At 69.3% G+C, this 18,828-nt stretch carries 12 protein-coding genes; 3 read left to right on the forward strand and 9 right to left on the reverse strand.

The window, feature by feature from the left end:
- Positions 1–84 precede the first annotated feature (84 nt).
- The 5 genes from ACFYV5_RS15330 to ACFYV5_RS15350 form a co-directional block, all read right to left on the reverse strand.
- The gene (locus ACFYV5_RS15330; protein ID WP_389168573.1) at positions 85–996 is read right to left on the reverse strand and encodes a hypothetical protein; all 912 of its coding nucleotides are present in this window, start codon (positions 994–996) and stop codon (positions 85–87) included.
- On the reverse strand, positions 993–1,718 hold the full coding sequence (sigM, locus tag ACFYV5_RS15335; RefSeq protein ID WP_389168575.1) for an RNA polymerase sigma factor SigM: 726 nt from the start codon (positions 1,716–1,718) through the stop codon (positions 993–995). The genes ACFYV5_RS15330 and sigM overlap by 4 nt, the downstream gene beginning before the upstream one ends.
- A 4-nt stretch (positions 1,719–1,722) precedes the next feature.
- Positions 1,723–3,432 (reverse strand): protein kinase family protein, encoded by a 1,710-nt coding sequence (locus ACFYV5_RS15340; protein ID WP_389168577.1) that lies wholly within the window; start codon positions 3,430–3,432, stop codon positions 1,723–1,725.
- Between the two features lie 118 nt (positions 3,433–3,550).
- On the reverse strand, positions 3,551–5,758 hold the full coding sequence (gene murJ / locus ACFYV5_RS15345) for a murein biosynthesis integral membrane protein MurJ (RefSeq protein WP_389168579.1): 2,208 nt from the start codon (positions 5,756–5,758) through the stop codon (positions 3,551–3,553).
- Positions 5,759–5,803: 45 nt separating this feature from the next.
- Positions 5,804–8,092 (reverse strand): DUF6049 family protein, encoded by a 2,289-nt coding sequence (locus ACFYV5_RS15350; protein WP_389168581.1) that lies wholly within the window; start codon positions 8,090–8,092, stop codon positions 5,804–5,806.
- A gap of 177 nt (positions 8,093–8,269) precedes the next feature.
- Between ACFYV5_RS15350 and ACFYV5_RS15355 the strand changes: the two genes are divergently transcribed.
- Positions 8,270–9,712, forward strand: coding sequence for a CCA tRNA nucleotidyltransferase (locus ACFYV5_RS15355; RefSeq protein ID WP_389168583.1), 1,443 nt, complete (start codon positions 8,270–8,272; stop codon positions 9,710–9,712).
- A gap of 98 nt (positions 9,713–9,810) precedes the next feature.
- Here the strand turns inward: ACFYV5_RS15355 and ACFYV5_RS15360 are convergent, their stop codons facing one another.
- From ACFYV5_RS15360 to ACFYV5_RS15370, 3 genes are all read right to left on the reverse strand, one after another.
- Positions 9,811–11,070, reverse strand: a complete 1,260-nt coding sequence (locus ACFYV5_RS15360) for an MFS transporter (protein WP_389168585.1) — start codon at positions 11,068–11,070, stop codon at positions 9,811–9,813.
- A 77-nt stretch (positions 11,071–11,147) separates the two neighbouring features.
- Entirely contained in the window at positions 11,148–12,230 is a 1,083-nt protein-coding gene (locus ACFYV5_RS15365; protein ID WP_389168587.1) for an inositol-3-phosphate synthase, read from the reverse strand.
- A 49-nt stretch (positions 12,231–12,279) separates the two neighbouring features.
- Positions 12,280–12,978: a helix-turn-helix transcriptional regulator gene (locus ACFYV5_RS15370; protein WP_355110724.1), complete on the reverse strand. Its 699-nt coding sequence runs from the start codon at positions 12,976–12,978 to the stop codon at positions 12,280–12,282.
- Positions 12,979–13,346: 368 nt separating this feature from the next.
- Between ACFYV5_RS15370 and ACFYV5_RS15375 the strand changes: the two genes are divergently transcribed.
- On the forward strand, positions 13,347–16,076 hold the full coding sequence (locus tag ACFYV5_RS15375; RefSeq protein ID WP_389168590.1) for a transglycosylase domain-containing protein: 2,730 nt from the start codon (positions 13,347–13,349) through the stop codon (positions 16,074–16,076).
- 122 nt (positions 16,077–16,198) lie between these two features.
- Positions 16,199–17,692, forward strand: coding sequence for a glycosyltransferase family 87 protein (locus ACFYV5_RS15380; protein ID WP_389168592.1), 1,494 nt, complete (start codon positions 16,199–16,201; stop codon positions 17,690–17,692).
- A 20-nt stretch (positions 17,693–17,712) separates the two neighbouring features.
- Here the strand turns inward: ACFYV5_RS15380 and ACFYV5_RS15385 are convergent, their stop codons facing one another.
- Complete coding sequence (locus ACFYV5_RS15385; protein WP_355110727.1) at positions 17,713–18,744, reverse strand: alanine racemase; 1,032 nt, start codon at positions 18,742–18,744, stop codon at positions 17,713–17,715.
- Positions 18,745–18,828: the final 84 nt, after the last annotated feature.

Here is an 18,828-nt window from a genome sequence, read left to right on the forward strand (position 1 = left end):
GGGGTCGGTCGGTGACTCTCACCCCACCCAACGGATCCTACGGGGCGAGCATTCCCGCGACCGCCGTGCGGCACGGCGACGAGGTCAGGAGCGGGGGTAGACCTGTGTCATCAGCACCTCGGCCTTGGCCTGTCCTCCACCGTCGGCGCAGGAGGCGTCCAGGACAAGGGCCTGCACACGAGTGCCTTCGGTGCCGTCGGGCAGGACGACGAGATAGGCGGGAGTGCCTTGGAAGTCGCCCCTCTGGAAGGCGAGGACCGCGTCGGTCCTGCCCGTACCGGCCTTGACGCAGCTGGGCAGGGACTCGGCCATGCCTCGCTTCGGGGTGTTGCCGTCGTTCTCGGCGGTCAGCGACTCCGGTTGCGTGCCCTCGGGGGTCTTGAGGCCGGCGCCTTGATGCAGGAGGTCCTGGACCTGGGCTTCGACCGGCCGGCCGTCGAACTGGCCCGCGGTGAGTCCACTGGCGGCGCCGTCCGTCTTCTTGTCGCCCGACTCGCTGAGTGTCTGTACGCCGCCCTGGACGAAGAAAAGACTCAGGCCCAGTGCTGCGGCGCCGAAGGCCGCGCCGAGGGCGGCGATGCGGCGGCGTCCAGGTCGGGAGCGGCCTGGACCGGTGGCCGCGCGAGGCCGGCCGGCAGGGCGATCTGCAACGGCAGGTGTAGCGCTGGTTCGTGTATCGAGGCGGGTGCTCACTGTTTCACGTGAAACATGCGCGTCGACGTCCGGCGTGGTGGCGTCCAGGAGCGCTTCGGCGGCCAGCGCGGCATCGATGCGGCCGGCGATCTCGGCGGGCATGCGTGGCGGCCCGGGAAGGGTACCGAGCAGCCCCCGAATCTCCTCCAGGGAGGTCCGCACATCCGCGCACAGCGAGCAGGCGTCGAGGTGCCGTCGCAGGGCTGCGGTGCGGGAGGGGGAAAGCAGCGCCTCGGTGAGCTCGGAGATCTCCGAGACGTCCGGGTGCTGTGTTGTGTCGGCCCTGCCGGTCGTGGAAGTCACGCGCGCCCACCTCCGCCCTTCACAGCAGCCGGACCATTCGATCCGTTATCCGTTGGCCCCGACACCGGTGGGACGGATGTCCCCGGCGTCCGGTTCCTTCCCCGGTCGGGGGCTTCGTTACCCCTTGTATCGGCGCGCAGATGGATGAGCATCGGCAGCAGCCGGGCCCGCCCGCGCGCGCAGCGGCTCTTCACCGTTCCGGTGGGGACGTCCAGGATCCGGGCGGCCTCTGCCACGGGATAGCCCTGCATGTCGACCAGTACGAGGGCGGCCCGCTGGTCCTGAGGGAGTTTGGCGAGGGCGGCCAGCAGCTCACGGTGGAGGTCCTGGCGCTCGGCGGGCGCTTCGGCCGACTCGGCGGGCTCGAGGAGCTGCTCGAAGCGCGCAGGGTCGTCCATGGGCGAGGTCTTACGGGAGGCGGTCTTGCGGGCGCGATCGAGACAGGCGTTCACCGTGATCCGGTGGAGCCACGTCGTGACCGCCGACTGACCACGGAAGGTGTGCGCGGCCCGGAAGGCCGAGACGAGGGCGTCCTGGACGGCGTCAGCGGCCTCCTCACGGTCTCCCAGCGTCCGCAGGGCCACGGCCCACAACCGATCGCGGTGTCGCCGCACAAGCTCACCGAAGGCATCGGGGTCGCCGGCGACATGGCGCGCCAGGAGTTCCTGGTCGCTGATGCCGCTGCCTATGGCTTCGTCCAACGGTGAGCCCCCCTCCCCCATGCCGTCAGCTGGTGATCTTGATGTCTGTGATCTTGCCGCGGTAGCCGCCTCCGCTGCTGGGCAGGTCGGTCAGCCAGACGAGAACGTAGCGCGTCTTCACGGGCTTGGTGGCCGTGAGGGGGACCTGCGCACCGGAGCCGGAGGCCACGGTGGTGTAGGCGTCGGGCGTCGCCGGCTGGGACGAGGCGTTCTCGGGCGCCGTCCGCAGCTGTACGGAGGTGTTGCCCTGGAAGGTGACCTCGACCTTGGAGACCTGTTGGACCGATCCGAGGTCCAGAACGAGGCCCACGCCCTCCTTCAACCTGCCGAAGTTCGAGTACCCGTAGTAGATGGACGTCTGCCACGACGTGGAGGGATCCCCGTCGTAGGCATTCCCTATCTCCGAGGGAGTCTCGGCGCCGTCGCCCCCCGGGTCGAAGTCGTGCGCGCCGACGATCGCGACCGGCTTCCCACCCGTCGCCGGCTTCTTCTCGTCCTCGGTGTCCTGCGGCTGGGTGTGCTGCGGGGTCTCAGTCGCGTTCTTCTGGTCGAGCAGCCGGTCCGCGATCTGCCAGCTGCCGAGGCCCAGGGCGGCGATGAGGAGCGCCGACACAGCCCACTTCAGCGCCCTGCCGGTACGACTCTCCAGCGGAGCCGGGGGTGCGATCACCGGCTGGGTGACCGCGGCACCGGGGCGCTGCTGGGGGCGGCCGTAGGTGCCCTGCTGGTAGGTGGTGCGCTGGTACTCGGGCGGGGTCGGGAACTCCGGCTCCGGCGGACGGATGCGGGGCATCGCCGCCACGGCCTTGGCGAGCTCGTCCGGGGTGGTGCACGCCGGCTCCTGGCGCGAGGCGGTGGCTCCGTCGTTGGCCAGGGCGCGCATGGCGATCTCGGACAGGCCGCGGTGGACCCCGGCCCGCACCTGGTCGGGAGGGAGCAGGCCCACTCCCTTGGGCAGCCCGGAGAGCCCGTAGGCATCGCTGTCGTACGGCCAGCGCTGGGTGAGCGCCGCGTACAGCAGGGCGCCGATCGCCTCGGTATCGGTGCGCTGGGGGCGCTCGGCGCTGATGCCCCGCAGCGCGGCGTTCACGGCGAGGCCGCGGATCCGGTACTGGCCGGTGGAGCTGCGCAGTACGGCGCTCGGGGTGAGGCGCAGATGGGCGAGGCCTTCGCGGTGCGCGGCGGCCATGGCCTGGGAGACCTGGCTGACCAGCTGGTAGGCGTCGTGCGGCTCCAGCGGGCCTGCGGCGAGCAGCGCCGTCAACTCGACGGAGTCGGGGAGCCACTCGTGCACCACGTATACGAGGTCGTTCTCCTCGACGGCGTCGAGGACCTGGACGAACCGGGGGTCTCCGAGCAGCGCCGCGGAACGGGCCGCGGCGAGGACCGAGCGGGCTCGGGGGTGGTCGGCCGGCAGGAGATGGACACCGACGGCACGTCGCAGTTTCTCGTCGACGGCGCGCCAACTGCTGAAACCGTCCAGACGAGTGACGCACTCCTCCAGTCGGTAACGCCTGGCCAGCTTGTGCCCGCTGTGCAGTTCGGGAGTCTCGATGGAGGGCTGTTCGCCGTTCTGCCGGTTACCGGCCTTGTCCTCTGTGACCTCGGCGGACTGCTCCGCCGTGTCCTGCGCTTCCGCCACCCCGTCGGTCGCGGCCTTGTCCGCCTTGGCGGTCAGCGGGTTGTCACCGCTGTTGTCGGCCACGTCGACGGCAGCCGTGCTACGTTCCGCCACCGTCGTTCCTGCCTCCCCATCCGTTGCGCCACATCCAACAGCCATGCCAATTGTGCCCACAGTCGGCCGCTCCGCACGACACGCGGCGGTCGACGATGGTTGTGCGGGACCGGTTTCCTTACCGGCCCAGGCGCCCACGGACCATACCGACCAGGGAGTTCAGCTCCGCGATCCGCATCCGCTTGGCCGCCACGAAGAAGATGCCGAGCAGCACCACTCCGCCGACGAACAGGGCCACGAGCGAGCCGAGAGCGCCGTCCCCGACGGTCTTCAGAAGAGCGAATCCCACCACGCCGGCGACGATCGCGGCGGGCAGGGAGGCGAGGCAGAGACGGGCGTAGGTACGCATGACGTGGGCGCCGTCCAGGTCGCCGCCCAGCCGGTTGCGCAGGCGACGCCAGGCGACGCCGACGCCGACCGCGTAGGCCAGGCCGTAGGAGGCGGCCATGCCGACGACGGCCCACCGGGCGGGGAGCACGAAGTAACAGGCCGCCGAGGCAGCCGCGTTGACGGCGGCGACGATGACCGTGTTGTAGAAGGGCGTCCGGGTGTCCTCGTAGGCGTAGAAGCCACGCAGGACGACGTACTGGACCGAGTACGGGATGAGGCCGAGCCCGAAGGCCATCAGGATGAAGCCCATGCCCTGGGCCGCCTCGAAGCCGCTGGAGGCGTAGAGCAGGGTGCTCATCGGGACGCCGAGGGCGAGGAACGCGAAGGCGACCGGGACGATCGCGACGGCGGAGTTGCGCAGGCCCTGCGAGATGTCGTCGCGTACGGCGCCGGGGTCGTTGTCGTGGGCCGCGCGGGAGATGCGCGGCAGCAGCGCCGCCATGACCGAGACGGTGATGATGGCCTGCGGCATGCCCCAGATCAGCTGGGCGTTGGAGTAGGCGAGGAAGCCGGCGCCGTCCCTGCCGGACTCCGCGCCGGCGGCGGTGGCGAGCTGGGTCACGACCAGTACACCGGCCTGGTTGGCCAGCACGAACAGCACGGTCCACTTGGCCAGTTTGACCGTCTTGCCGAGACCGTGGCCCTTCCAGTCGAAGCGCGGGCGGAAGCGGAAGCCCGTCTCACGGAGGTAGGGAATCATCGCCAGCGCCTGGACGACCAGGCCGAGCAGGGTGCCGATGCCGAGCAGCCGGATGCCGTCGTCCGGGATGGTGTCGACCCCCATGTGGGACTCGCCGGACGTGCCGTACACCCAGATGAACAGGCCGAACGTGACGATCATGACGATGTTGTTGAGGACCGGGGTCCACATCATCGCGCCGAACTTGCCCCGAGCATTGAGAATCTGACCCATCACCACGTGCACGCCCATGAAGAAGATCGTGGGCAGGCAGTAGCGGGCGAAGGTGACGGCGACGCTGTTGGCGGCCGCGTCGCCGGCGATGGTGTTCGACATCAGCCGGATCAGCAGCGGAGCCGCGAAGACGGCGACGATCACGATCGCGCCGAGCGCCACCATGACCAGGGTCAGCAGCCGGTTGGCGTAGGCCTCGCCGCCGTCCTCGTCGTTCTTCATCGAGCGGACCAGCTGCGGCACGAAGACCGAGTTGAGACCGCCGCCGACCGTCAGGATGTAGATCATCGTCGGCAGGGTGTACGCGACGGTGAAGGTGTCACCGAGCAGCGCGGCGCCCAGCGCGCCGGTGATCACGAGGCTGCGGACGAAGCCGGTGAGGCGGGAGACCAGCGTGCCGGCCGCCATCACCGCGCTCGACTTCAGCAGCCCGGAGGCGCGACCGGGCTTCTTCGGGGCTGGAGCGGGCATCGGATTCGGCTCCGGGGCGGGCGAGGGCACCTGACCGGGGGTCTGCTGGTCCCGGTAGAGATGCGCGAAGGCGTCCGGCTCGGGCTTCTCGTCGCCGGCCCGGGTCACCAGGTCGTCCACGCCGGTGAACTGGACCGTGCGGGCGTCGTCGCCGTAGGGGAGATGACGCGAGGGGCCGTCCGGCTCGGGCGCCGGGGTCTGTGCCCAGACCCGGGGGTCCGGGGCGTGCTGGGGAGCGGCCGGCTGCTGGTAGAGCGGCTGAGGCTCCGGGTAGGTCCCCGGAGGGGGCGGCGGGTGGGCCGCGCGGTCGTAGAGAGCCTCCGTCACCGGGTCCTGTGCCGACAGATCCTGCGCACGGTAGGGATCGTGGGTGTACGCGTCCTGGACGTAGGGGTCCTGGGCGTACTGGTTCTGGTCGTGCGGGTCAGGGGCGGGCTGCTGCGGCGACGGGACCGGCGCCTGGCCGGGTCCCGGGGTCGCCGCGGGCGTTCCACCGGACGGCCCGGTGCCGCCCACGTCCTGGCCGCGGTCACCGTCGTACGGCGCGTTCATGGTTACCCCACCTCATCGTCCCCGGCCGACCGGCCACGACATCGCTCAACGGTCCACTTTCTCACCCGCGCCCGACGGGTCGCCGCTTTCGGGACCGGTGTCCGGCGTCGGGTCACTCGGCTGCTCGGGATCGTCGTCCTCCGCGGCCTCCGCTTCGGCGTTCCTGGCCGCCGCGCGCTTGCGCTGGGTGTACATCCGCGCTCCTGCGAGGACGAGGAGCAGCACGCCGCCGGCGATGACGAGCATCACGGTCGCGGTGATCTCGGAGACCTTCACGGTGAAGGTCATGGGCTGCCCGTACGGTGTGCCGTCCTGGGTGAACAGCTGGGCCGTCATCGGTACCGGGCCGTTGGCGTTGGCCGAGGCGGTGAACTTCACCGACTGGCTGTGCCCGCCGTTGATCTTGACCGGCAGTTCGGCGACGGCATCACCGCCGTTGAGCTTCAGACGGGTCTTGTTGCCTGAGGTCAGCCGCAGTACGAGGTGGTCCACGCCCTGCAGCAACTTGTTCTGGACGGTCACCGGGATGGTGGCGCTGCGGCCGGAGAGCGTGAGATCCGACTTGTCGACCAGCTGAACGCCCTTGGTGAGGCTCTTCAGATACTGCTGCACCGTGATCCGGTAGAGCGACGCCGCGGGCGCCTGTCCGCGCCAGGACGTGGACATCTCGCGGCTGATCGCGTTGCCGAACGGGGTCACCACCCGGTCCGGCTGGGTCAGGATGACCTTGAAGTCGTCCAGTTGCCCACGGGTGTCCTGCATGTCGCGGAAGGCCTGCACCGGAAGTTCCTGCTTGCGCAGCGCCTGGGGATAGCGGGAGGCGCTGGGCACCGTGGTGGCCGCGTCCGGGTCCGGCTTCACGGCGGAGGCCGCGATCAGGTCCAGGGACTGTGTCCAGCGCTGGGCCGACAGGCCGCGCAGCGCCGTCGCCATGGTCTGTGCCTGGGCCGTGGTCGGCATTCGCTGGGGAGCGACCACGATGCTGCGCTGCCGGTCGGGCTGCTCCAGGGTGACCGCGAGCGACTGGGCCAGGAACTTCTGGACGGCGAGCGTGGAGCTTCCGGCGGTGAGCATGTCGCCCTCGAACGCCGTCGACAGATAGGCGTCGCTGACGACGGCGGTGGTCCCGCCGCCGATGGGCCGGGCCGCCGTCGGGGTGTAGGGGAGATCGTCCTGGAAGCTGTCCGATCGGGCGATCACCTTGCGGGCACCGGCCGAGGTCGCGACGTCCATGATCGAGGGGTCGACGGCTCCGTCGACGGGCCAGGCGAAGTCGGTGGACGGCTTCACGTGGAGGATGGTCTCCAGGGTCGACCCGGCCAGTTCCGTGGCGGGCCGGAGATGGCTCAGGGAGCCGGGGACGTCCTTGCCCCGGTGGGCGAGGGAGGCGATGTCCGGGTCGGCGAACGGCAGGGCGACGACCTTGCGCCCGACCACCGCCTTCTCCAGCGAGTCCAGCCATCGCTCGGCGACGGCCTGGTTCGTGCCGGGCACGGTCTCCGTGCCGTTCTTGACCTGGTAGCTCTTCGTCATGGCATCGACGGTGGCCAGCAGGTCCGGGTCGATCACCCAGGTGACGGGGAGTTCCTTGCCGAGCGTGACCATGTGGTCGAGGCGCCCGCCTGGAGCGAGTTCCGCGGCCAGGTCGTCGTTCTCGAAGACCGGCGTCTGCTGATCGTCCGTGCCCGTCTCCGCCGACACATGGGCCGAGGAGATCAGCGGCCAGAGATAGGTGAGCTGCGTCTTCTTCTCCGCGGCCTCGGGCTGGTACGGCAGGAAGGTCCGCTCGATCCCGAGAACCTGCTCCCCCGACTGCAGGGACGTCTGTCCTGAGAGGGAGACGCCCAGCTGGTAGACGCCGCCATCGTCGAGCCCGAGTTTGGCCACCGGCACGGAGAGCTTGAAGTCCGTGCTGCTCCCTGCTGCGAGCCGAGGGATCTGGACCTTGTAGCCGCCACCCAGGGGCGCGGGATCGCTGCCCGGGAGGAAGCCGGTACGGCGCGAGACGGCGTCGATCTCGCTCCGGCTCGTCATCCGAGGCCCGACCCTGACGTTCACCGTGGCGTCGGTGACCGTCTGCTTGCTCTGGTTGGTGACCGTCCCGGAGACGGTGAGCGTGTCACCCTCCACCGGCGCGCTCGGGCTGAGCGTGTCGAGAGACACATCGACGGTGCGCGAGCCGGTCGCGGTCTCGGCGGCTGCCGCCGACGGGGCCGTGGCACCGTGCAGGAGGCCGGCCAGCAGGGGCGCTCCGGCGAGCACCGACGCCGTGCGCCGCAGCCAACGGCGGGCAGGTGAGGGATGGGTCCCCTGGATGTCTGCCGCCTCGGCCACGCGTTCGCCCGTCCTCGTCGTATCAGTGGTGTCGGTGGTTGCCCGTCGCTGTGTCCACGCATGGTAACGAGGCACGCTGTGGCCAAGTGCCGGGGACTGCTCCAGCTGATGTGACGAGCGGGCAGGGAGGGAAAACGGTGACGCCGCCGTGGGTCCGGGCACGTACCCTTTTCTGTTGTGCCGAACGCCAACGAAGACACCCCGACTGCACTGAGCCTGGTGCAACGCCGCGCGGTCAGTGAACTACTGCGCGTATCCCCTGTCGCCGACGACCTCGCCGTCCGTTTCCAGGAGGCAGGGTTCAGCCTCGCGCTGGTCGGCGGCTCGGTCCGGGACGCCTTGCTCGGCCGCCTCGGGAACGACCTCGACTTCACCACGGACGCCCGCCCCGAGGACGTCCTGAAGATCGTCCGCCCGTGGGCGGATGCGGTCTGGGAGGTCGGGATCGCCTTCGGCACGGTCGGCTGCCACAAGAGCGGCTACCAGGTCGAGGTGACGACGTACCGCTCGGAGGCGTACGACCGGACCTCGCGCAAGCCCGAGGTGTCCTACGGCGACTCCATCGAGGAGGATCTCGTCCGGCGTGATTTCACGGTCAACGCCATGGCCGTGGCCCTTCCGGAGAAGGCGTTCATCGACCCGCACGGCGGTCTCGACGACCTCGCCGCCCGGGTCCTGCGGACGCCCGGTACCCCTGAGGAGTCTTTCTCCGACGATCCGCTGCGCATGATGCGTGCCGCACGGTTCGCCGCCCAGCTCGACTTCGAGGTGGCCCCTGAGGTCGTCGCGGCGATGACGGACATGGCCGGCCGTCTTGAGATCGTCTCCGCCGAGCGGGTCCGCGAGGAGTTCAACAAGCTGCTGCTGTCCGCTCACCCCCGGAAGGGCCTCGGTCTGCTGGTCGACACCGGCCTCGCCGAGCACGTCCTGCCCGAGCTGCCGGCCCTGCGGCTCGAGAGCGACGAGCACCACCGCCACAAGGATGTCTTCGAGCACTCTCTGACCGTCCTGGACCAGGCCATCGACCTGGAGGAGGACGGCCCGGATCTCGTGCTGAGGCTCGCGGCCCTGCTGCACGACATCGGCAAGCCGCGTACGCGCCGCTTCGAGAAGGACGGCCGGGTCTCGTTCCACCACCACGAGGTGGTCGGAGCGAAGATGACCAAGAAGCGCATGACGGCGTTGAAGTACTCCAACGAGATGATCAAGGACGTCTCGCGCCTCGTGGAGCTGCACCTGCGCTTCCACGGTTACGGGACCGGCGAGTGGACCGACTCGGCGGTGCGCCGCTACGTGCGCGATGCCGGCCCGTTGCTCACGCGGCTGCACAAGCTGACGCGATCGGACTGCACGACGCGGAACAAGCGCAAGGCCGGGGCCCTCTCGCGCGCCTATGACGGGCTGGAGGAGCGGATCGCGCAGCTTCAGGAGCAGGAGGAGCTGGACGCGATCAGGCCCGACCTGGACGGCAACCAGATCCAGGAGATCCTGGGCATCCGTCCCGGGCCGGCCGTCGGGCAGGCGTACAAGTTCCTGCTGGAGCTGCGCCTGGAGAACGGGCCGATGGAGCGTGAGGCGGCTGCCGCGGCTCTCAAGGAGTGGTGGGCGGCTCAGAGCTGAGCCGGATCCGTCGATGTTTCACGTGAAACATCGACGGATCCGAGGCAGGGATTCGACGGGGATTCCCGTCGCGGAGGGGTGATGTTTCACGTGAAACATCACCCCTCCTTCCGTCCGCGCACCAGGAGCAGCGCGGTCGAGGCGTAGAGGACGGCAACCAGCACGATGAGCGGGGCCGACCGGCCGTCCGGCGGAAGCATCAGCGCTGCGACGGCAGCGGCGCCGACGAAGGCGACGTTGAAGAGCACGTCGTAGAGGGCGAAAACCCGTCCGCGATAGGCATCGTCCACCGACGTCTGCACCACCGTGTCGGTGGCGATCTTGGCTCCCTGGGTGGTGAGTCCCAGCACGAAGGCCGCGATCAGAAGAGGGGTCTGCGCGAAGGGCAGCCCCAGCGTGAGCTCCAGAACGGCGGCCGAACCAGCACACACGGCCATCCAGCCGAAGACGCCGAAGCGCCCGATCGCCCAGGGGGAGAGGACGGCGGCCGCGAAGAAGCCGGCTCCGGAGACGGCGACGGCCAACCCCAACAGCGCGAGTCCCTCGGACTCCGTGGAGCTCCAGGCGTAGCGGCAGAGCATCAGGACGGTCACCGTCAGCGCGCCGTAGCAGAAGCGCATCAGGCTCACCGCGGCCAGCGCGCGGACCGCGGGCGGCCGCTCGGCCAGATGGCGCAGCCCGCCCACGAGGCCGTGGGCCGTGGAGGCCAGTGCGGCGCGCAGGCGGGGCTGGACCACGTCCGGGTCGGGGCCGAGGAGCTCGCGGGGCATCCGCAAGGAGGCGAGGGCGGAGCAGAGATAGAGGAGAGCGCCCAGCACCACGACCGCGGCGTCGGAGTCCTCGGCGATCAGCCGGACTCCGAAGGCCAGTCCGCCACCCACCGTCGCGGCCACGGTGCCGGCGGTCGGCGAGAGGGAGTTCGCCACGACCAGCCGGTCGGCGTCGACGACCCGGGGCAGCGAGGCGGAGAGGCCCGCGAGGACGAAGCGGTTGACGGCGGTCACCGAGAGGGCCGAGGCGTAGAAGAGCCAGTCCGGTACGGAGGCCAGGATCAGCACCGCCGTACCGCAGGCGAGGAGTGTCCTCAGGAGATTTCCGTAGAGGAACACCTGGCGTCGCTGCCAGCGGTCCAGGAGGACCCCGGCGAAGGGGCCGACGAGGGAGTACGGGAGCAGGAGCACGGCCATGGCGGAGGCGATGGCGGCAGGGGAGGCCTGCTTCTCGGGGGAGAAGACGACGTACGTGGCCAGCGCCACCTGGTAGACGCCGTCCGCGCACTGGGAGAGCAGACGCACGGCAAGGAGGCGGCGAAAGTTCGTCAAGCGCAGGAGTACGCGCAGATCACGTACGACGGACATGGCAGCAAGACTCACATACGAAGAGGGCCCCCGGGCTGTAGACCGGGGGCCCTCCATCGATGAACTCGATCAGCGCCTTAGCGCTCGACCTCGCCCTTGATGAACTTCTCGACGTTGGCGAAGGCCTCGTCGTCGAAGTACTGCACCGGCGGGGACTTCATGAAGTACGAGGACGCGGAGAGGATCGGGCCACCGATGCCGCGGTCCTTGGCGATCTTCGCGGCGCGCAGGGCGTCGATGATGACACCGGCCGAGTTCGGGGAGTCCCACACCTCGAGCTTGTACTCCAGGTTCAGCGGAACGTCACCGAAGGCGCGACCCTCCAGGCGGACGTACGCCCACTTGCGGTCGTCCAGCCAGGCCACGTAGTCCGACGGACCGATGTGGACGTTCTTCTCGCCCATCTCGCGGTCGGGGATCTGCGAGGTGACGGCCTGCGTCTTGGAGATCTTCTTCGACTCGAGGCGGTCGCGCTCGAGCATGTTCTTGAAGTCCATGTTGCCGCCGACGTTGAGCTGCATGGTGCGCTCGAGACGGACACCGCGGTCTTCGAACAGCTTCGCCATCACGCGGTGCGTGATGGTCGCGCCGACCTGGGACTTGATGTCGTCACCGACGATCGGGACACCGGCCTCGGTGAACTTGTCCGCCCACTCCTTGGTACCGGCGATGAAGACCGGCAGAGCGTTGACGAACGCGACCTTGGCGTCGATGGCGCACTGCGCGTAGAACTTCGCGGCGTCCTCGGAGCCCACGGGCAGGTAGCAGACGAGCACGTCGACCTGCTGGTCCTTGAGGACCTGGACGACGTCGACGGGAGCCTCGGCGGACTCCTCGATCGTCATGCGGTAGTACTTGCCGAGCCCGTCGAGGGTGTGGCCGCGCTGCACCGTGACGCCCTTGTTCGGGACGTCGCAGATCTTGATGGTGTTGTTCTCGCTGGCGCCGATGGCGTCCGAGAGGTCGAGGCCGACCTTCTTGGCGTCCACGTCGAAGGCGGCGACGAACTCGACGTCACCGACGTGGTAGTCGCCGAACTGGACGTGCATCAGGCCGGGCACCTTGGCCGCCGGGTCGGCGTCCCTGTAGTACTCGACGCCCTGCACCAGCGAGGCGGCGCAGTTGCCCACGCCGACGATGGCTACGCGAACCGAACCCATTTCCGGTTGCTCCCTGTGTGATCGTGGAAGCCCTGCGAGATGCAGGGTTTCACTTGGCGGTGTCGTCGGACGGATCCGGCCGGGTACTGCCCCCGTGCCGGGGCAGGCCGCCCGTTTCTCCAGAATCGTTGTCGTGCTGAGCGGCGCCCCCAGCGTCCCCGGGGGCGTCGGGGCCGGATCGCTGATCCCGCCCCGCCCGCTCGCTCTCGATGAGCTCGTTCAGCCAGCGCACTTCGCGCTCCACGGACTCCATACCGTGGCGCTGCAGCTCAAGCGTGTAGTCGTCGAGGCGCTCGCGCGTACGGGCCAGAGAGGCGCGCATCTTCTCCAGGCGCTCCTCCAGCCGACTGCGGCGGCCTTCCAGTACCCGCATCCGCACTTCGCGCTCGGTCTGACCGAAGAAGGCGAAGCGGGCGGCGAAGTGTTCGTCCTCCCAGGTGTCCGGGCCGGTGTGGGAGAGGAGCTCTTCGAAGTGCTCCTTACCTTCGGCCGTCAACCGGTAGACGATCTTGGCGCGGCGCCCCGCGAGTGAAGCGGCGAGAGCGTCCTCGGGCGCGCTCCCCGGCTCCTCGATCAACCAGCCGTTGGCGACCAGCGTCTTGAGGCAGGGATAGAGGGTCCCGTAGCTGAAGGCCCGGAAGATGCCGAGCGAGGTGTTGAGCCGCTTCCGCAGCTCGTACCCGTGCATCGGGGCTTCACGGAGCAGGCCGAGGACGGCGAACTCGAGGATTCCCGAGCGTCTGCTCATCCGCCTCCTCCTCCGTCGTCAGGGCCCTTATGCCGCACTGATGTATCGACTCGATACATCATGACGATAGAACGAGCGCTCTCCTGCGACAAGTGGGACCGCAGTGACCGGCGTCACATCATCAATTCACAGCAATTGACTTGCCTGATTTGGGGTGAACTTCGGCCCTAGGCAGGTTTTGACCGTGCGTAGTCTGTGCGGCATGCAGAGCACCGGGAACCGAGCGACGCCGCAGGGCGTCAGTGCTGCGGGTGACCGGCTGCGGTACGGAGGGGCCTTCGACAAGGCTCAGCCGTCCGCATTTCGGGGGGACCGGAACTCAACTGCCGCTTCCAGGCGTCATCGCCTGCCCGAGGAGTAGTCGTTCGATGAGCGAGCACCGTCGCAAAATGCCGCAGTCGCAGCCGCCGAGTGGCGGTCGCGCGGCGGCCCGACGAGCTGCCCAGCAGCCCATGGGTCGCAGGTCGGCCCAGGCGCGGGATGTCGGTACGGGATCCCCTTCGTCCGGGTACGAAGAGGAGCGACCCTACGGAGGGCGGGCCGAGGCCCGTCGCGCGGCACAGCGCGGCGGCAGCCGTCGGCGTACCCCTGACGGAGGCGGCGGCGCCGGCGGCCACGGCGGTGGTCGGCGCGGCGGCGGAGGCGGCGGTCAGGGCGGTCCGGGTCGCGGCCACGGTGGCGGCCGGCCCCCGGGCCGGAAGAGGATGATCGACTACCCCCGGTACGGCAAGTACGGCTGGCGCCGCTGGGTGCCCTCGTGGAAGCTCGTCACCGGCCTCTTCCTCGCGTTCATCGGCAGTCTGATGGGTGCGGCGACAATCGCGTACTCCCAGGTGGGGATCCCCAAGGAGGACGAGGCCGCCAAGGCGCAGAACAACGTCTACTACTGGGCCGACGGCTCGCAGATGGCCGCGACCGGTGGTGAGGTCAACCGGCAGATCATCGGGATCAGCAAGATCCCCATGGACATGCAGAACGCGGTGATCTCGGCCGAGAACAAGACTTTCCGGGAGGACTCGGGCATCGACCCGATGGGTATCGCGCGGGCCGTGTGGAACATGGCCAAGGGTGAGGACACCCAGGGCGGCTCGACCATCACCCAGCAGTATGTGAAGAACAACCGGCTCGCCGACCAGTCGCAGACGCTCAGCCGGAAGGTGAAGGAGCTCTTCATCTCGATAAAGGTCGGCGCCGAGATGGAGAAGCCCGAGATCATGGCGGGCTACCTGAACACCGCGTACTACGGACGCGGCGCCTACGGCATCCAGGCCGCGGCCCGTACGTACTACGGTAAGGACGCGGGCGAGCTCAACGTCAGTGAGTGCGCCTTCCTCGCCTCGCTCCTCAAGGGCGCGACCTACTACGACCCCGCGGGATCCCCCGAGATCGATTCGAAGGCGACCGCGGACGGCAACACCAGGCGGGCCACGATCCGGTGGAACGCGATCCTCGACGCGATGGTCGAGCAGAACCACCTCGACGCGGCCAAGCGGGCGACGTACAAGGACTTCCCGATGCCGCTGCCGCCCAAGAAGAACGCGGCGCTGTCCGGGCAGACCGGCTATCTGGTGAGCCTCGCCAAGGCGTACTTCATCAACAACAACGACAAGGGCATCGACGCGGAGGATCTCGCCCGCGGTGGCTTCGAGATCCACACGACCTTCGACAAGAAGAAGGTCAACGCCCTGGAGAAGTCCGTCCAGAAGATCTACAAGGAATACATCGACCCGAAGAAGCGCCCGAAGACGGACACCCACGTCCAGTTCGGTGGCGCTTCGGTCGACCCGGCAACCGGGGCGATCGTCGCCATCTACGGCGGCACGGACGCCACCAAGCACTTCACCAACAACGCGGACCAGACCGGTGCGCAGGTGGGATCGACCTTCAAGCCCTTCGTACTGGCCGCGGCCATGCGGGACGGCGTGCGGGACCCCAGGGGCGACAAGGTGCAGGACGCCTCCACCCGCACCCGCGTCGACCCGGACAAGAGCCGGTACAGCGGCAAGAACGAGCTGAAGATCAAGGACTACGACGGCTCGATCTGGCGCAACGAGGAGGGCAAGGAGTGGCTGCAGGTCAATGACGACGACGCGAACTACGGCCCCATCAGCCTGCGCTACGCGATGGTCAAGTCGGCCAACTCCCCGTACGTGCAGCTCGGCATGGACGTCGGTATCGACAAGGTCCGGCAGGCCGCCATCGACGCGGGCCTGCTGAACAGCTCGCTGGTGCAGTCCAACGTGCCGTCGTTCTCCCTCGGTATCTCCGACCCGAGCGCTATCCGCATGGCCGGTTCGTACGCGACCTTCGCCAACAACGGCGAGCGCAACGACCCGTTCTCCGTCACGAAGGTGACGGAGAAGGGCGTGGAGGTCTACAAGCACAAGGCCGCGCCCAAGCGGGCCTTCTCCACGGCTGTCGCCAGCAACGTCACCGACGTCCTCCGGGACGTGGTCGAGCACCCGGAGGGCACCGGTCGCAAGGCCGCCATCGACGGCCGTGAGGTGGCCGGCAAGACGGGTACGACCGACGGCAACAACTCCGCCTGGTTCGTGGGGTACACCCCCCAGCTGTCGACCGCGATCGACATGTACCGCTTCGACGACAACGCGAAGAACACCAAGCGCAAGTTCGAGTCGATGTTCGGCACCGGCGATCAGCCGAAGATCCACGGTTCGTCGTTCCCGTCCCGGATCTGGAACGACTACATGACCGAGGCACTCGACGGCGCCAAGGTCATCCCCTTCCCGGAGCCGGAGAAGATCGAGGACGCCGAGCCCGTCTTCGGTGGCGGCGCCCCGAGCCCGACCCCGACGCCGACGGCGACCCCGTCCCAGACGCCCTCCAGCACCCCGTCGTCGCAGACGCCTTCGTCGACGCCCAGCAGGACGCCGGGCAAGCCGGACAAGAGCTGTGGCGTATGGGACTGGGACTGCACCACCGACGGCGGCCAGGACGGTGGCGCCACCTCGGGCAACGACAGCGGTGGGACCACCGAGGGCGGTTCGAGTCCGACGCCGACGACACCCACACCGACGAACACGGATGACAGTGGAGGCAGGCCCAACGGTGGCACCGGCTGGCTGGGCGGCGGCTGACCCGCCCACCGGGCCCCGCCCGGCACGGCCGTGAGGGCCGCCGTACCCGACACGTACCCCAGGTACGTCGCCGGGTACGGCGGCCCTCACCGTTTCCCGGGGCCGTACGGCAGGATGTCCCCATGCCGAGCCTCCACAAGACGAGTCCGCCCCAGGACCGGCCGCAGGACCCGCCGGTGGTCTGTCCCACCCACCGCGACGAGGTCGCGGCGGCGGGCAGCGAACTGATCGGTGGGCCGGTCGGCCGCCGGGCGCTGCTCGGCACCGGACCCCTGACCCCCGTGCGGTTGATCGCACTGGTGGCCATCGGGATGTTTGCCCTCGGGATGGTGCAGAAGATCCCGTGTTACGACTGGGCCTGGTTCCGGGGCACCACGTCCCAGTACACCCACGCCTGCTACTCGGACATCCCTCACCTCTTCGCCGGGCGTGGTTTCGCCGACGGCATGGTGCCGTACTTCGACCGCCTGGGCGGCGACATAGAGTTCCTGGAGTACCCGGTCCTGACCGGACTGTTCATGCAGGTCGCGGCGTGGCTCACGCCCGGTGGCAGCGACCTGGTGCAGCGCGAGCAGACCTACTGGATGGTGAACGCCGCCCTGCTGATGGTCTGCGCCGTCGTCATGGCCGTCTGCGTCGCGCGAACCCACCGCCGCCGCCCCTGGGACGGGCTGCTCGTCGCCCTGGCCCCCGCCTTCGCGCTCACCGCGACCGTCAACTGGGATCTGCTGGCTGTCGCCCTGACATCCGCCGCCGTGCTGATGTGGTCACGCGGCCGGCCGCTCGCCTTCGGCCTCCTGCTCGGCCTGGCGACCGCCGCCAAGTTCTACCCGGTGCTGCTCCTCGGCCCGCTGTTGCTGCTCTGCTGGCGCGCGTGGCGGTGGCGGGAGTACGGGGCGGCCCTGCTCGGCGCCGCGGGCGCCTGGCTCGCGGTGAACCTGCCGATCATGCTGCTCGCGCCCGAGGGGTGGAAGCAGTTCTACACCTTCAGCACCGAGCGGAACGTCGACTTCGGTTCGTTCTGGCTGCTGATCAGCCAGCGCGGCGGAGAGCCGATTCCGCCGGGCATGGCGAACGTCTTCGCGATCCTGCTGATGCTGCTCGCTTGCGCGGGCCTCGCGGTCCTGACGCTGACGGCGCCCCGCCGACCCCGTTTCGTCCAGCTCGCGTTCCTGGTCGTGGCCGCGTTCGTGCTGACCAACAAGGTGTACTCGCCGCAGTACGTGCTGTGGCTCATCCCCCTGGCCGCGCTTGCCCGGCCGAAGTGGCGCGACTTCCTGATCTGGCAGGCCTGCGAGGTCGCGTACTTCCTGGGTATCTGGCTGTACCTGGCGTTCACCATGAGCGGCAACAAGCAGGGGCTTCCGACGGACGGCTACCACTTCGCCGTCGTCCTGCACCTGGTCGGCACCCTCTACCTGTGCGCGGTCATCGTGCGCGACATCCTCGCGCCCGAGCGGGACGTGGTGCGGCAGGACGGCTCGGACGACCCCTCAGGGGGTGTCCTGGACGGCGCGGAGGACGTCTTCGTACGGGGAAGGGCCGCGCACCCGGCCCGGCACGCGGCCATGGCCGTGGACGGGCCGCGGGTGGAGTGGGGAGTCCCGCGCGAGTAACGCGGAACTCCCGGCGGGGCTCAGCGCTCGACGAGGCGGTCGAACTGCGTGGTGGTGTGCCGCAGATGGGCCACCAGTTCGTCGCCGACCTTGGGCTCCTGGGCGTCGGCGGGGACGAACAGGATCGACACCTGCATGTGCGGCGGCTCGGCGAACCAGCGCTGCTTGCCGGCCCACACGAAGGGCGAGAGGTTCCGGTTGACGGTCGCCAGGCCGGCCCGGGCCACGCCCTTCGCACGCGGCATCACCCCGTGCATGGCCTTGGGCGCCTCCAGGCCCACTCCGTGCGACGTTCCGCCCGCGACGACCACCAGCCAGCCGTCGGAGGCGGCCTTCTGCTGGCGGTAACCGAAACGGTCGCCCTTGGAGACACGGGTGACGTCCAGCACGGCGCCCCGGTACTCGGTGGCCTCGTGGTCGCCCAGCCAGAGCCGGGTACCGATCCGGGCGCGGAACCGGGTCTGCGGGAACTGCTGCTGCAGCCGGGCCTGCTCCTCGGCCCGCAGATGGCTGACGAACATGGTGTGCAGCGGCAGCCGGGCGGTCCGCAGCCGGTCCATCCAGGCGATGACCTCCTCGACCGCGTCGGTGCCGTCCGTTCGGTCCAGGGGCAGGTGGAGGGCGAAGCCCTCGAGCCGTACGTCCTCGATGGCGGCGTGCAGCCGGCCGAGGTCCGCCTCGAGGATGCCGTGACGCTTCATCGAGCTCATGCACTCGATGACGACGCGCGCGCCCACGAGGGCGTGCACGCCGTCCACGGACGACACGGAACGGACCACCCGGTCGGGCAGTGGCACCGGCTCCTCGCCCCGCCGGAAGGGGGTCAGGACGAGCAGGTCGCCGCCGAACCAGTCCTTGATCTTCGCGGCCTCGTACGTGGTGCCGACGGCGAGCATGTCCGAGCCGAAGCGGGCCGCCTCGTCGGCGAGCCGCTCATGGCCGAACCCGTAGCCGTTGCCCTTGCAGACCGGGATCAGTCCGGGGAACTGGTCGATCACGGTCTTCTGGTGCGCCCGCCAGCGAGCGGTGTCGACGTAGAGGGAGAGCGCCATGGCCGGCCCGGAACCTTTCTGATGGCTGCGGTGTATCAAAGGTATGTACGAGACCTACGAGATTACGTACGAGATTACGGGCGA

This window comes from Streptomyces sp. NPDC003035 (assembly GCF_042888285.1).
In the GTDB taxonomy this organism is placed as follows: domain Bacteria; phylum Actinomycetota; class Actinomycetes; order Streptomycetales; family Streptomycetaceae; genus Streptomyces.